At 56.7% G+C, this 14,926-nt stretch carries 13 protein-coding genes; 3 read left to right on the top strand and 10 right to left on the bottom strand.

What is annotated here, in order from left to right:
* Window positions 1-32 precede the first annotated feature (32 nt).
* The 6 genes from BLP45_RS00865 to BLP45_RS00840 all read right to left on the bottom strand — a co-directional run bounded on the left by BLP45_RS00865 (window position 33) and on the right by BLP45_RS00840 (window position 5,301).
* Complete coding sequence (locus BLP45_RS00865; RefSeq protein WP_090368867.1) at window positions 33-551, bottom strand: CNP1-like family protein; 519 nt, start codon at window positions 549-551, stop codon at window positions 33-35.
* On the bottom strand, window positions 548-1,138 hold the full coding sequence (locus tag BLP45_RS00860) for a DUF3501 family protein (RefSeq protein WP_090368865.1): 591 nt from the start codon (window positions 1,136-1,138) through the stop codon (window positions 548-550). The genes BLP45_RS00865 and BLP45_RS00860 overlap by 4 nt, the downstream gene beginning before the upstream one ends.
* Before the next feature lie 87 nt (window positions 1,139-1,225).
* Complete coding sequence (locus BLP45_RS00855; protein WP_090368864.1) at window positions 1,226-2,554, bottom strand: heterodisulfide reductase-related iron-sulfur binding cluster; 1,329 nt, start codon at window positions 2,552-2,554, stop codon at window positions 1,226-1,228.
* 112 nt (window positions 2,555-2,666) lie between these two features.
* On the bottom strand, window positions 2,667-3,086 hold the full coding sequence (locus BLP45_RS00850; protein ID WP_090368862.1) for a rubrerythrin family protein: 420 nt from the start codon (window positions 3,084-3,086) through the stop codon (window positions 2,667-2,669).
* Window positions 3,087-3,358: 272 nt separating this feature from the next.
* The gene (locus BLP45_RS00845; RefSeq protein WP_090369390.1) at window positions 3,359-4,309 is read right to left on the bottom strand and encodes a D-2-hydroxyacid dehydrogenase; all 951 of its coding nucleotides are present in this window, start codon (window positions 4,307-4,309) and stop codon (window positions 3,359-3,361) included.
* 92 nt (window positions 4,310-4,401) lie between these two features.
* On the bottom strand, window positions 4,402-5,301 hold the full coding sequence (locus tag BLP45_RS00840) for a DMT family transporter (protein ID WP_090368860.1): 900 nt from the start codon (window positions 5,299-5,301) through the stop codon (window positions 4,402-4,404).
* Between the two features lie 104 nt (window positions 5,302-5,405).
* Between BLP45_RS00840 and dapC the strand changes: the two genes are divergently transcribed.
* The 3 genes from dapC to dapE all read left to right on the top strand — a co-directional run bounded on the left by dapC (window position 5,406) and on the right by dapE (window position 8,650).
* Window positions 5,406-6,599, top strand: a complete 1,194-nt coding sequence (dapC, locus tag BLP45_RS00835) for a succinyldiaminopimelate transaminase (RefSeq protein ID WP_090368858.1) — start codon at window positions 5,406-5,408, stop codon at window positions 6,597-6,599.
* Between the two features lie 66 nt (window positions 6,600-6,665).
* The gene (gene dapD, locus BLP45_RS00830; RefSeq protein ID WP_090368856.1) at window positions 6,666-7,487 is read left to right on the top strand and encodes a 2,3,4,5-tetrahydropyridine-2,6-dicarboxylate N-succinyltransferase; all 822 of its coding nucleotides are present in this window, start codon (window positions 6,666-6,668) and stop codon (window positions 7,485-7,487) included.
* 29 nt (window positions 7,488-7,516) lie between these two features.
* The gene (dapE, locus tag BLP45_RS00825; RefSeq protein WP_090368854.1) at window positions 7,517-8,650 is read left to right on the top strand and encodes a succinyl-diaminopimelate desuccinylase; all 1,134 of its coding nucleotides are present in this window, start codon (window positions 7,517-7,519) and stop codon (window positions 8,648-8,650) included.
* Between the two features lie 161 nt (window positions 8,651-8,811).
* Here the strand turns inward: dapE and BLP45_RS00820 are convergent, their stop codons facing one another.
* From BLP45_RS00820 to BLP45_RS14250, 4 genes are all read right to left on the bottom strand, one after another.
* Window positions 8,812-10,314 carry a hypothetical protein gene (locus tag BLP45_RS00820; RefSeq protein WP_090368852.1) on the bottom strand — a complete coding sequence of 501 codons (1,503 nt, stop codon included), beginning with the start codon at window positions 10,312-10,314 and terminating at the stop codon, window positions 8,812-8,814.
* A gap of 348 nt (window positions 10,315-10,662) precedes the next feature.
* On the bottom strand, window positions 10,663-10,983 hold the full coding sequence (locus tag BLP45_RS14735) for a hypothetical protein (protein ID WP_090368850.1): 321 nt from the start codon (window positions 10,981-10,983) through the stop codon (window positions 10,663-10,665).
* A 116-nt stretch (window positions 10,984-11,099) separates the two neighbouring features.
* Window positions 11,100-14,696, bottom strand: a complete 3,597-nt coding sequence (locus BLP45_RS00810) for an RHS repeat domain-containing protein (protein ID WP_090368848.1) — start codon at window positions 14,694-14,696, stop codon at window positions 11,100-11,102.
* Complete coding sequence (locus BLP45_RS14250; protein WP_143002359.1) at window positions 14,644-14,835, bottom strand: hypothetical protein; 192 nt, start codon at window positions 14,833-14,835, stop codon at window positions 14,644-14,646. The genes BLP45_RS00810 and BLP45_RS14250 overlap by 53 nt, the downstream gene beginning before the upstream one ends.
* Window positions 14,836-14,926 lie beyond the last annotated feature (91 nt).

Below are 14,926 nucleotides of genomic sequence, written 5' to 3'. Positions count from 1 at the left end.
ACCGCTTAAAGCCTCTCGCAGCTTTGATAGCCCTAATAGCGAACCGCTCGAGGGTGGATGCCGGCTTTCAATGCGTCAATCGCCTCTTCCGGATCCTTCACCATGCGTACGCCCGGGCAGAAGAAATATCTTGAAAGTGCCCGCTGCGCGTAATTCTGGGCGATATTTTCGAGATCCACCCATTTCGATATCCTTGCCCGTGCCCAGCTCTTATCGTTGCGACCGAAGGCATAAGTTCTTTTTTCCGCGGTCTGGCAACGAATTCCCTCATAGCTTACATTCATCGCCCCTTGCGGTGATTTAATCACGAGAGTAAAACGCACCACCCCGTCTTCTCCTACCGTAATGGATGGGGCATCAACGTAATGAAGATTCGTGCTGGCCGGACCCGCGTCGAATTGCAGCAGGTTTTCGGGGTTGGGGTAGGCGGGCAATTGCGTCTGGAGCTCGACCCAGGGCCTCTCATGATCAAATTCATATTCGAATCCTTTTTGTTGCTGGGCGTAGGCCGCCATCGGCAGGAAACATAGCAACACCAGGATTTTTTTCATTGTATCGCCAAGTCATTGATTAAAGAATCGCATACTGCTGCGGTGACCGGCATAGCTGGAATCTTATAGGCGGAATGGTCGATCCCCATGCTCAAAGAAGCGCCCTCGCGTAACCCGTCGATCATATGCCGCGCCAGTTCAAAACGCAGGAAATGTACCGAGGAAGTTTTTTGTGCGGTTTCCCGTTCCAGGTCTTCGTCGGCAATGGCATAAACCGGATCGTGGCCGTTTACCCTTACCCATATCTTGTCTTCGATGCCGGTCAATTCCGCCAGCCTCGCGGCGCGCTCGACAGGGTCTGGATATTCAATCATCATGGTTGCCTTCCAGTTGCTCCCATCAGGAACCAGGGGACCATATGCATCCAGTTCATCGAGTATGCCCTTCTCCTCGAAGATTTTTTCGACCCGCAACATTTCTTGAATTTGATATCGGATGGTCAACTCATCCTCGAAAATGAGCGTTACGTTTTCTCCAAGATGTACTTTGCGGTTTTTTTTATGCGCCATCACCCGGGCGCGAAATTCCTGCCGTGCTTTGGCATAGGCTTCCAGGGTCATCAGGCTGTCACGGGCAATCTGAGGCATGATATTTTCATATAAAATGTATTCTGAATTGGAATAAGGACGATCAAGGGAAAGCTCTACCTTTTAAGCCCGTTCGATCAGGCGCATTCAAAGGCCATAAGCAATTCGGACGAGCGCCAACGGATGCTGTTTCTGCGCGCTGGTTTCACCCATACCCTGCTGGATGTGGCGTCCGGCAATGGCGCAGTCGGAGCTGATGTAATCCGGGCTGGTTGCAGCCATTTGCTTGAATACCGGCTTGCCGATTTTCATGGAATCGGCAAAGTGCTCGCTTTTGACTCCCCAGGTCCCGTCATGGCCGGAGCAACGCTCGACCACGCTCACTTTGGTGCCGGGAATCATTTGCAGCATGTCCCTGGTTTTCTGCCCGATATTCTGCACTCGCAAATGACAGGGAATATGGTAGGAAACATTCCCCAAAGGTTGCTTAAAGTCGGTTTTCAATAATCCGTCGCGATGACGCAGCATCAGATACTCAAACGGATCAAACATGGCGGCCGCTACCGCTGCCACATCCTCATCCTCCGGAAACATGAGCGGCAATTCCTGCTTGTACATCAGCGTGCACGAAGGCACGGATGTGAGTATCGCATACCCCTGCCTGGCCAGTTTCACCAGAGGCGGAATATTCACCGATTTGAGCTCTTTCACGGCGTCCAGGTCGCCCAGCTCCAGCTTTGGCATTCCGCAACAGACCTCTTTTTCTACTAGACACGCGGGAATCTCATTGTGCCCCAATATCTTCAATAAATCGTGCCCGATGCCCGGCTCGTTGTAATTGATGTAGCAGGTGGAATAAATCGCAACCTTGCCCGGCGTCCTGGCGCCGTCGCGAACCTCATAAGACTCATTGATTCTGGCATTCGGGCGAAATTTATGGCTGTCGTAATCGGGCAATTTCCGCTCGGCGTGAATGCCGAGTACGTTATCCAACAGTTTGCGTGCGGTTGGCGCCTTGGTAATGGCGTTGACCGCCTGAACCACTACCGGAACACTTGCCAGCTTACCCATGAGATCGGTACTGGACAGCAGCTTGTCGCGGAAACCGACTTCACCCTTTTTGTATTTGACCGCCTTGGCGCGCAGCATCAGATGTGGAAAATCAACATTCCATGGATGCGGCGGCACATAGGGACACTTCGTCATGAAACACATATCGCAAAGGTAACAACGATCCACCACCTCCCACAGATTCTGCTTCTCCACACCGTCCAGTTCGCCGGTAGTTCCCTCGTCTATCAGATCGAACAGTCGCGGGAAAGCCGTACACAGGCTGACACAACGGCGACAACCATGACAGATATCGAAGACACGCTCCATTTCGTCGAATAGCTTCGGCTCATCATAAAAATCCGGATTTACCCAATCGAGGGGATGCCGCTTTGGCGGCTCCAAGCTGCCTTCTCGATTGGTCATGGCAAAGAGAAAGTCGGAAGAGAAGTAAAGGAAAGCGGCATTGCAGGGTAGGACGGACCGGCCGGATCAAGTCCGAGGCTTCTCTCCGGTCCATCCCTTTTTATCATCTTGTTCAGTCGGCGAAGTTATCCAGGGCCTTCTGGAAGCGGTTTGCATGCGAACGCTCTGCCTTGGCCAGCGTCTCGAACCAATCGCCAATTTCATCAAACCCTTCATCCCGTGCCGACTTGGCCATCCCCGGATACATATCGGTGTATTCATGAGTCTCTCCGGCAATGGCTGTTTTGAGATTATCGCGGGAAGAGCCAAAAGGCAGGCCTGTAGCCGGATCGCCGCAGGTTTCCAGATATTCCAGGTGGCCATGGGCATGGCCCGTTTCGCCTTCGGCAGTCGAACGGAACACCGCTGCCACATCGTTTTGGCCTTCCACGTCCGCCTTGGCGGCAAAGTAGAGATAGCGGCGATTCGCCTGGGATTCCCCTGCAAACGCCGCTTTCAGATTTCCTTCGGTTTTGGATCCTTTAAGTTCCATGACTCGCTCCTGTTAAGTGACATAATGATAGTTGCATTAATCAGGGATTTTAGCCTACTTGAAAGTGGTATGCTGAATCGCCCGAATTCCTGGCTGCCTGGCAAACCAGGCGAAAACCAAACCGGGTACGAGACTATCGAAGGGCACCTGCCTTGTCAACTGCGCTTATCGAGGATATGTATTTCGCCTATCGTTATGATTCTCGGATATGTTTAATGGTCGCCTCCACCGGCAGCAGTAGGTGGTTGGCCGTCGGCGGATCAGGATCTTGCTCAGGTAACCAGATTCTGTGGCTTTCCGGCCACCCACGCCTCGATATTATCGATCAGCTGATTGGCGAGAACCTGCATCGCCTCGTCCGACGCCCACGCGATATGCGGCGTCAGAATGAAGTTAGGGCGGCGCACGGCGAGTAACGGGTTGCCGTTGGTGGGCGGTTCCACAGTCAGCACATCACAGCCCGCCCCGGCGATAAGGCCTTCGTTCAGCGCCTGAACCAGCGCGGCCTCATCCACCAGTCCGCCACGCGCTGTATTGATCAGCAGTGCGCTACGCTTCATCCTGCGCAGCTCATTGATGCCGATCAGGTCTCGCGTTGCCGGCGATAGCGGGCAATGCAGCGAAAGAATGTCCGACTCGGCGAGTACCTCGTCGAAGGGTGTCAGCACCACTTCCTTCCTCTTGGGTGAAGGATGGTAGGCAAACAGCACGCGCATGCCGAAGCCGCGCGCGATGGCAGCTGTGCCCTGCCCGATCGCTCCTTCGCCGACAATGCCCATGGTGGAACCGGACAATTCGGTAATACGATGCGTGAATAAACAGAACTGTTCCGATTTCTGCCATGCGCCCTGCTCAATCTCTTGCCGGTACGCCAGTAAATTCCGGCGCAACGCAAGCACCAGCGCGAACACGTGTTCCGCTACGGTGTGAACCGCATAATTGCGAATATTCGACACCGCGATCCCGCGACTGCGGCAGGCGGCGATATCAATGCCGTCATAACCAGTCGCCGTAATTGCCACCATTTTCAGCCTGGGCAATTCCCCGAGGAGCGCATCGCTCAACTGCACTTTGTTGATGATTGCCACGGTGGCCTGCCGCAGACGCGGCACGATCTGATCAAAAGCGGTGTGCGCATATTCTTCGTAAGTGTGCTCGAAGCTCGGCCTGCGCACTTGCGCCTTGATGGAATCCCGCTCCAGAAAAACTACGTGGTGGCGCATATTCTCCTCCTCGTTTGGATCTGTAGAATGTAAAGCGGCGATGGTGGCAACAGCGCCCATGCCGCCAGGGACAGCGGCGCGGAAGAACCATGTTACTCCCGATTCATCCTTGCGGAAAACAGGCTGGCCGAAACAATCATTGCACCGCCCACCCACTCCTTGAGCGTCATGGCTTCGTCGGTCAGGAAATATGCCGCCACCGCCGCCACCACTAATTCGAACAGCATAATCACGATAGCCCGGTTTGCGGGAACGTGCGTGAGGCCATACTGCACAGCCACGCTCAGAACAAATATTGTTACTCCCAATCCCAGCAGGAGCACGTACACATCCGGGGAGATGTCACCCAAAATTGATAGATCGGGCAGAAACAGGCTGTAAATCAACGCCATTAGGACCACTCCAATCCATACCGCCACGGATTTCGACTGAATATTATGATACTGGTCTTTGCGGCTCATCACGTTCGAAAGCGCAAACATGAAGCCGGCTGACAGTCCCATCCAGTCGCCGAAGGATGCGGGCAGCAGCGAACCGCTTTCGGGTACCCACAACATGGTTGCCGCGCCGGACAATGAAAGGGCCATAACCAGGTATCCGTGCAGGCTTAATTTTTCCTTCAGCAGCAGGCGTGAGAACACGACGGTCCACAGCGGCGCGAGATAAAACAGCAATAGCACGCGCATGACTTCGCCATGAATTACACCAAGTACATACGCGAGATTGGTCCACCCCGCGCATAGCCCGATCCCGAACAACAGGTATGGCTCGCCGCCGACGATATGCGATATTCGCAAATCTTTGCGGAATGACGCCAGCCCCAGCAGCAAGGCAATAAAATATGTCATCGCCGTCGCGACTGACCCGCTTATCTCGGCATGTTCCAGCAACCGGTAGGGGTACCAAAGCAATCCCCAGATGGCAGCGCCGCCGAGCAGGGCCGTTACCGGCAAAAGGTTTTGTTTGTTGTGCTTATTTTGCTTGGTCAGCAAGCCGCCAGCCCTTTATAATTTCGCTTCGATCCAGTCACAACAGTCCGGAAAGGTAGCGGTTCCGCCAGCAACCCGCCCAACCCGATTAAAGGGCGCGCCCTAAATTGAATCCCAACCTCGACCGCCTGCAGCCTTATCCTTTCCAGAAGCTCAACAAGCTGTTCGAGCAGATCACGCCGAACCAGGACTTTCTACCCGTCAACCTGCACATCGGAGAACCCAAGCACGCGACGCCCGCGCTCATTCACCAGGCGCTCGCGGATAATCTCGCCGGCCTGGCGCATTATCCCACAACCCTGGGAGCCGGACCCCTGCGCGGGAGCATAGCGGCCTGGTTGATGCGGCGTTATCGTTTGCCTGCTATCAATCCGGAAACGGAGGTCATTCCCGTTAACGGCAGCCGTGAAGCGCTGTTTTCCTTTGCCCAGGCGGTGATTGATTCATCTCTTTCACAAGCGGCGGTAATTTGTCCGAACCCGTTTTACCAGATATATGAAGGCGCCGCGCTGTTGGCCGGCGCCACTCCCTATTTTTTAAACACGCTGCCAGAAAACGGTTTCGCGCTCGACTATGCAGAACTTCCGGACGATATCTGGTCCCGTGCGCAACTGGTTTATGTTTGCTCGCCGGGTAACCCAACCGGCAGGGTAATTTCAATGGATGAGTGGCGGCAGCTCTTTGCGCTTTCCGACCGGCATGGATTCATCATCGCCGCCGACGAATGCTATTCCGAGATTTATTTCGACGAAACAGCGCCTCCGCTTGGCGCCCTGGAGGCGGCGCATCATCTCGGCCGCAGCGGCTTTCCCCGGCTCGTGGCGTTCAGCAGCCTGTCAAAACGGTCAAATGTACCGGGCATGCGTTCGGGGTTCGTCGCGGGAGATGCGGCAGTACTGAAAAAATTTCTTCTCTATCGCACTTATCACGGCAGCGCGATGAATCCAGCAGTACAAGCAGCGAGCAAGGCAGCGTGGGATGACGAGTCTCATGTTGTTGAGAACCGGCGTTGTTACCAGAAGAAATTCGCAGCCGTCACTGAGTTGCTGCAAGGTGTCCTGCGGATCTCGATGCCGGATGCGGCGTTTTATTTGTGGATAAAAACACCGATCAGTGATGTCGAGTTCACGCGGCTGCTTTATCGCGATTATAATGTAACGGTTTTACCCGGCAGCTACCTCGCACGGTACTCGAATGGGATAAACCCCGGTGAAAATTTCGTGCGTGTCGCTCTGGTCGCACCGCTTGAGGAATGCGTTGAAGCAGCCGGGCGGATAAAAATGCTGATGTCCTGTTTATAGCACCCCCGTAAATCCGGTTAATCGGGTTCAGCGGAAATATCTATCTTGAGGAAATAAAGGAAAATCATGGATCAGCTCCAAGGCACCATTGACGAAGCATTCGAACGCCGCGCCGAAATTACACCGCGTAATGTCGAGGCCAGGCTCAAGGAATCCATTGCGCAGGTATTGGAAATGCTGGACAGCGGCAAACTGCGGGTAGCGGAAAAAATAAATGGCGAATGGAATACGCGTCAATGGATCAAGAAAGCGGTGCTGCTTTCATTTCGCATCGAGGACAATAGCTTCATCAAGGGTGGCTTCTCCAACTATTTCGATAAGGTGCCATCCAAGTTTGCGGACTACAGCTCGAAGGACTTCCGTAACGGCGGCTTCCGCGTAGTGCCGCCCGCTGCCGTGCGCAAAGGTTCGTTTATCGCCGGCAACGTGGTGTTGATGCCCTCTTACGTCAATATCGGCGCTTACGTTGACGAAGGTACCATGGTCGACACTTGGGCAACCGTCGGCTCCTGCGCCCAGATCGGAAAAAATGTGCATCTATCCGGCGGAGTCGGCATAGGCGGGGTGCTGGAACCGGTCCAGGCCAATCCTACCATCATTGAAGATAACTGCTTTATCGGCGCACGTTCGGAAATCGTCGAAGGCGTGATTGTGGGAGAGAATTCCGTCATTTCGATGGGCGTATATATTGGTCAAAGCACCAAGATCTACAACCGCGAAACCGGCGAAACAACCTATGGCCGTATCCCGCCGGGATCGGTGGTTGTTTCAGGCAATCTGCCCTCCGCGGATGGAAAATACAGCCTTTACTGCGCAGTCATCGTTAAACAGGTAGACGCCAAAACGCGCGCAAAAACCGGCATCAATGAGCTGTTGCGCGGGATTTAAACCTTCTTCGATTTCCAGGAAAACATCCCATGCACAATGACACGCTGTCTCTCGCACACGCGCTCATCTCCCGCCGCTCGCTGACGCCTTTCGATGACGGATGCCAGGAAATTCTGATTGGCCGCCTGGAAAAAATTGGCTTCAATATTGAGAGGATACGCTGCGGCGAAGTGGATAATTTATGGGCGCGGCGCGGGACGAGTGCGCCATTGCTGTGTTTTGCCGGTCACACCGACGTGGTGCCAACCGGTCCCGTCGACCAGTGGATCAGCGATCCATTCAAGCCGGAAATTCGTGACGGCAGGCTTTACGGCCGGGGTGCTGCCGACATGAAAGGATCGCTTGCAGCGTTCATTACCGCGATTGAAGCCTTCGTTGCCGCCCATCCCGACCACGGCGGCTCGATCGCGCTGCTTGCCACCTCGGACGAAGAGGGTATCGCCGTGGACGGTACCGTCAAAGTAGTGGAAGTGCTCAAGGCGCGCAACGAGTTGATCGATTATTGCATCGTCGGCGAACCTACCTGCGTAAATGATCTTGGTGATACCATCAAGAATGGCAGGCGCGGCTCCCTCTCGGGGACATTGACCGTAAAAGGCATACAAGGCCACATCGCTTACCCTCACCTGGCGAAGAATCCCATTCACCTCGCCGCCCCCGCCATCGCCGAATTAGCCCAAACCGCATGGGATGATGGCGACGAATACTTTCCACCCACCACCTGGCAGATTTCCAATATCAGTGGCGGAACCGGCGCCACCAATGTGATCCCCGGCGAGGTCACCATACTGTTCAATTTCCGCTTTTCCACGGCCAGCACCGTGGAATCTCTAAAAGCCAGAGTGCATGACATCCTCAACCGGCAAGGCCTGGAATATGACTTGCAATGGGAATTTTCCGGAAAGCCCTACCTCACCCCACAGGGCAGCCTGGTGAAAGCAGTCAGTTCCGCGATTCGAACCGTGACGGGAATCGAACCGCTGCTCTCCACTTCCGGCGGCACCTCCGATGGACGGTTCATCGCCGACATCTGCCCGCAAGTGGTAGAGATGGGTCCGCGCAACGCTACCATACACAAGCTCAATGAATATGTTGAAGTCAAGGAAATGGAACAGCTGCCGGAAATTTACCGCCTGACGCTGGAAGATTTACTGTTGAGATAATCTTGAGTGCCTCTACTAATCAGCGATAAATAGAACTGTCCGGTTTGTGCCAGGTGAAGATTCGCTTTGGGTTTCTCCCTTTTCATAAAGGGTTCCATCAACTCACGTTGCAAGCTGGATGGATACATCACCGTTCACGCTGCTTGTATAAGCGCAATATCCTACTGGACGGCCAATTGGCAGGAATTCCCTAAACGCGCGCCCTTGGAAGTGGGGCCGCTCGCGGCGGCTGCCGGGGTGACGAATATCCCCCGCAAATCGCTATTGGCCAGTTTGGCGGTGACGGCCGTGACCAGCGCGGCCCCGGCCAGGCTGGCGGGGCTTGTCGCGCCGTCGGCAGTGAATGCCGCCAGCTCATACCAGAAGGTGTATGTCCCATCCATGGCCTTGGCGCGTTGCTGCGCATCGGCGTTGGGCGAGACGCCATCCAGCTTGACGAAGGCCCAGCGATCGTTCGTGGCGGTCGGCACGGGGACATTCTCCATGGATACCACGCCCAGGGCGAATTGATCCGCCAGGGAGGCATTCCTCAGGGCAATCTCCACGCCGCTGGTCCCGGACTGCTGGTTCACCGTCACCGTGGAAGTACTGTCGGCCGTGCCTGCCGATTCCAATGCGCCTCCGCGGGTGCCGGTCGCGCAGGGCTGGGCAAGGAAGCGGGCATCGGACACGGATTGGGTGCCGGAGGTGGGGATGTGGCGTACCAGGCTGACCACGGAACCGGCGCTTCCGCCGAACAGGCTGCCGTCCACGCCAACAATCGAGTCCTTGCCTGCAATGGTGGTGTAGCGCTGGGCCGGCAGGTTGGGCTGGCAGGCCGGCGTGAGGTTGGGGCTGCTCGTGGTGAAGGGGGTGGCGGTGCAGCTGGCGGCGATGTCTCCCGTGGCAATGTCATTCTTCTGCAATTGGTAATATAGGGGGTAGCTGACGGCCACGCCAAATGCCTGACCGATGCTGGTCGCCACTTCGCTGCCGATGACGCTCAGGTTCTTCGTGATGCCCAGGTTCTGCTTGTTGATCAGGTATTCGGTGTCGGAGAATCCGCCATCGGGATAGCTCTGGCCGGGCAGGCCCGAGGCGTCCCCCTTGAGGGTGGTGGTATAGGTCTTGGTCACGGCGTCGCAGTCGCCGTAGCGCCCGATGTTGTAGGCCACGCCGTTCAGCGTGACGCTGATGGTGCCGGCCGCGCCCGCTGCGCATTTGCCGACTGCCCCCTGCCCTGCCAGGTCGTTGACCCGGCCCAGGGTGCCCGGCAGGTAGCCGTTGGGGTTCGGTTCGCCCGCCATGCTCAGGTGCGGGGTGTAGGCATTGAACGAGCCGCCCTGGACGGTGTGGTACACCACCGTTTTCTTGCCGGCCAGCGCGGCCCCGGCGGCGGCGCTCATGGTGCAGGCATAGGCGGTCCGGTCGCTGATGTAGAGGCCGGGTTCGATGGCGTAGCCTTCCATGTAGATGTGCAGGTCATTGGTGCCGGCGTTGCCGGCCAGGCCGTTGCAAAGCGAGATCACGCCGCGGAATACGGTGTTCTGCGCCGCGGAGCTGCCCGCCACCCATACATAGGTGGTGGGCCCGGCGGCGATCTGGGCCGGGGTCAGGGCAAGGGCCGCTGGCGTCATGCCAAGTGTTGCCACGGCCAGGGCGATTTGTCTCAGCTGCGTTTTCATAATGAAAATCCTTGGAGAGGTTGGAGGTATTGATGAGGAGTATTTCAATCAGTGTTCAGTGTTATCTGGCAGTTAATCTTTTGACTTTTGGACATATAAAAATGATTGCCACGAAAGTCATCAGAGGCAACGTGTTCATATACGCGTAAGATAAGCAACATAGGCATTCATCGCGTGGATCGTTTCCCGTTCAGATTCCCGGCAGTGCTATCCTTCACCCCTCTTAACATCCGTTTTCCGCGCGTCAATTCCTCTCTATAGATGCCAGGACTCGGCCAAAGGGGTCGAAGCAGCAGTTCGTCTTGAAAGTAGCAGGTTAATGAGACATTGAACTAGCCTGAGTGCGCATTAATTCCCCTTTTCTTTCAGTAGCCGATGCCACTCCCTGGCGACAACGTATGTGAGGTAAAACATTACAATGAGCGTAATCGTAGCAACCAAATGAATTTTTTCGGTTATATCGATGTCATATTTAGCATAGAGCTTTGTCGCCACCAGTATCCCGCCAATGGTCAAGCAGCCGTGGAGACCTTTCAGTATTGCCACTGCTGGACCACTCCATTTCCCACGCTCACGTTGTATTTCGAGTAACCCTAATACAAGCAAAAATCCCATACACCCCAGACCCCAGAAGTATGCAATAGCAATGGTCATGAATATAGTAAGCATCTTCCAGCTCCACGGAGTTAATCAATTCACCAGTTTATCGAGGTTACCAATATATTCAGCCTCTCTGCCAAATAATTGCTCGCCGGGAAGAATGTGTCCGCCAAACGCATAGTCTCCTAGTTGCACTTTTTGACGCAGTTCACGCCGCCAGCCGGCGCTCGGCCGGAACTACTTGCCGATATATTGCCAGGGCTATTTGACGGGGTGCCGGTCACGGCGAAGTCCTTATTCGCCGCCGCTCTCAAATCAATGAGTCCCTGGGAAACGGCCGTGACGCTTCCGCCAAATCCGGCCTGAAGGTGCGGCCCAAAACCACCTGCTTTTGCCAGAAGAGAACCACCTGCCCCGAACCCGCCTGTTACGGCTGCCAGGCCTACTTCGCGAGGGTTCACACTCCCAGAAGAAAAATATTGCCCTGCAGCGTTACCGGCCCCGCTGGCAATTCCTCCGGCCGCTACGATTACTGATGGATTTAATACAAATCCAGCGGCAGCTCCACTGGCTGAGCCAATAATAATTGAGCGTGCAATAGCAAGCCAATCCCCTCCAGCTCCGGCGGCAGTAACCCCGCCTGAGACTCCACCAATAATCGCCCCAATCCCGGCAGCACCAAAATTGACGGCCATGGTTCCGGTTGGATCGATCAGATTCACCGGATCGTTCCCCACATACACATACAGGTTCATGTCGCTCCCATACCCCACCGGATCGGTCTGCAGGAACCGGCCGAGCGCGGGCCAGTAGATCCGCGCCTTGTAGTAGTACAGGCCCAGCTGCCCCAGCAGCTGCTGGCCGGTGTAGCGGAAGCGCACGCTGGCGGTCACGTTCGGTTCGCCAAAGGGTCCGTAGGCATAGGTGACGGTGGAGGCGCCCGCGCTGTTGGCGGTGGCGGCGATGGAGCCCTGGTGGTCGGCATACAGCCAGGTCTTGCTGCCGGTGCCGCTGCCTTCGTACCATACCAGCGGCTCGTCGATGCCCGGCCCATGCACGTAGCGGCGCAACAGTGTGTTGCTGCCATCGTACTCGGCGATGAGATCCGTGCCGTCATAGAGCAGGTTGGTGGTGATCCCCGCGATGGTGGTGCGGTGCATGCGCCCGTTGCCGTCATACGCCAGGGTGGCGGCCAGGCCAGGTCTGCTGGCTGTCCTCAGCCGGTTGTCGGCATCGTAGCCATACGTCCATGTGCTGTAGCTGCTCAGATTGCCGTTGCCGTCGTAACCGAGGGCGGCCCCGGCAGCCGCGGTGTATTGGTTGAGCCCATTGGCGGTATAGGCCTTGGCGCCGTTGATGTAACCCGTCCACTGGTAGGCATCGTTGCTCCAGGCATGGCTGGTGATTTCCTGGGCCTGGTTGCGCCCGTAGGTCCAGGTGTTGTCCTGCGCGGTGCCGGCCAGGTCCGGCGTCAGGGTGAGCAGGGCTGACTGGGCGGTGTAGTCATAGGTCGTGGTGGTGGCGTTGCCCAGCGTCACGGTGGTGCGCCGCGACAGGTCGTCGTAGGCATAGGTGGCCAGGGAAGTGGCGTCCAGTTCCTTGATGCCGGTGGGCCGGTTGAGCGCATCGTAGGCGGTGGTGACGTAGAACGGGGTGGCTTCCGGCCAGGTGATGCGGGTGCGGTTGCCCGCCGCATCGTATTCGTAGGCGAGGCTCAGGTCTCCGTTCAGGTAGACGCTGGCGAGGCGCCCGGCATAGTCCCGCAGGTAGCCCAGGCCGTGTCCGGTGGTGTAGGCGCTGGTGAGGCGGTCGCGGAAATCGTAGCGGAAGGTCACGTTGTCGTCCGGGTTCGGGTAGTTGCGGCTGGTGACGCGGTTGAGGTCGTCATAATTGTCGATCACAACTTGCGCGTTGCGCTTGCGCGTGACGACGAGGTTATCATTATTGTCGTAGTCGTATTGCTCGTAATCGGTGGCGGAGGACGTATTGGGCGTTGCCTTGTCCGGGAACAGGGTCTTGCTCAGGCGGTCGTGCCCGTCGTATTGGTAGGTGGTCAGGTTGTTCTTCGCATCCTTGACGCTGGCGGGCAGGCCGTTGTCGGTATAGGTGTAGGTGGCATACACCTGCGCCAAGGCGGTCCCGATCGCGCGCGAGGCGCTGTAGAGGCTTTCATCCAGCCGGTAGCTGTACTCGGTCACGCGGTTGCCGCCCTGGCCCGCGGTCAGGTTCTCGGTAATCCGGTACGGCGTGTCGAAGACGGCGTAGGCGTAGTCGGTCACCGCCACCGGTGAGGCGGCGGTGGGGCAAGTCGTATCCGCCGCGGTCTGCCCTGGGCCCCAGGCTTTGAGCAGCTTGCCGCTCGCGGTATAGGTGTTGCAGGAGACCAGCCATTGGGCGCCGATTTGCGCCGACGAGCGGATGCGGTTGCCATCGGGATCGTAGGCGAACCTGGTCAGCTTGCCCAGCGCATCGGTCATTTGAATGGGACGGCGCTGGTTGTCATAGGCGGTGGTGACGGTGTCGGTGACGTCGGTGCGCGGGCCGTTGACCACTGTCAGGTTGCCGACGGCATCGTAGGTATAGGTCGTGACCAGGTTGAGTTTGCCAGTGCCCACATCCACAGTGGTCGTCAGCGGCACATACTTGTTGGCGCTATTGTAGCTTGTCGTATTCGCCACATTCACCGAATCGACGGTATTGAACGTGGTCGATGTGGGCAGGTAGAAGGTGGGAAGCCCGGTGACGATATAGCCGGTGTAGCCATAGGCTGTGTAAGCGCGGATGCCATCGATGTTGGCTGGCCTCGCGATGATGAAGGGATCGCCCTGGGCCGTGTAGGAATAGTAGGTGATGAATCCTTTTGGATCGGTCAAGGTCGCCACCTTGTTGAAGGCGCTCTCGTAGGTCATGCGGGTGACCAGCGTCTCCAGCCCGGAACCAGACTTTGGAATCCTGCTCAGGGTCTTGACGTTATGGGTGCAACGCTTGTCGGCGGCGGCGCAGGTTGCATCGTCATAGACATAGGTGACGCTGTTGCCTTCCGGCAAGACGGTTTTGGCGAGGCGCTCCTGGCCATCGTAGGTATTGGATGTTGCCTGCCCAAGCGGATTGATCAATTTGATGACCTTACCGAAGGCTTCGTTATAGGAAATCTTGTTGACGCCGCTGGGCCCTGCTTCCTCGGAGCGTGAGCCGGCGAAGTAATAGGTATAAAGACAGCTGTGGATGTTGGTCTGGGTCTGCACGCGGCCCAGGGTGTCATAGACATTGGTGACGAAGGCGAGCGCTGGGTTGGTGGGGTAAAACAGCTTCGTCATCCGGCCCGGCAGGTCGTACTGGTAGGTGGTATTCTTGGCAGTGGCATCGGTAAAGGTGGCAAGGTTGCCGCTGCCGTCGTAAGCATAGCCGATACTGCGGGCGCCGTCGCCCACGGCGGTGACGCGCCCCGACACGTTGGTCAATGTTAGGGTACGGCCCAGGCTGTTTTGCACCTGGGTCAGGTCGTTGCCGGTATAGGTGAATTTGACCTGCAGGCCGCTGGCATGATTGTATGTGGCGATCCTGCCGGCGGTGTTGAAGTTGAGTTTGTCGCGGTTCAGCGTCTCATAGGTATATGTCGTATCGACGTTCTTGATCAGCCGCGCGGGGTCGCCGGGCGGGGGATTATAACTGCCGTCAGGCAGCTTGACGAAGACCTCGCCGTTCAGCCCCTGGCGCACGATGACGGTATTATCGAAGAGTTGATCGCCGAACCAGCGGTGGCCCAAGGTGGCGACGACCAATCTGTTCCACCAGGGTGGTCACTGCATCCAGCGCAGAGTCTTCACCCATCCCCTGGTAGCCGTCGCTGCCCAGAGTGGCGCTGGAAGCAAAGTTATGGCTCCAGCCTTTGCCCAGCGGACCGGCCTGGGTGCGTGCCATGACGCTATCCAAAATCACCACGTCTAAAATCGATCTGCCGCTTCTGGCATGGGCCGGGATTTAATCTGAGATGGCTATGAGAGGTATGATG

Origin of the sequence: Nitrosospira sp. Nl5 (assembly GCF_900102495.1) — a bacterium.
GTDB lineage: Bacteria > Pseudomonadota > Gammaproteobacteria > Burkholderiales > Nitrosomonadaceae > Nitrosospira.
Note: the sequence above shows the minus strand (reverse complement) of the source record. Positions and strands in the feature narration are given on the sequence as shown.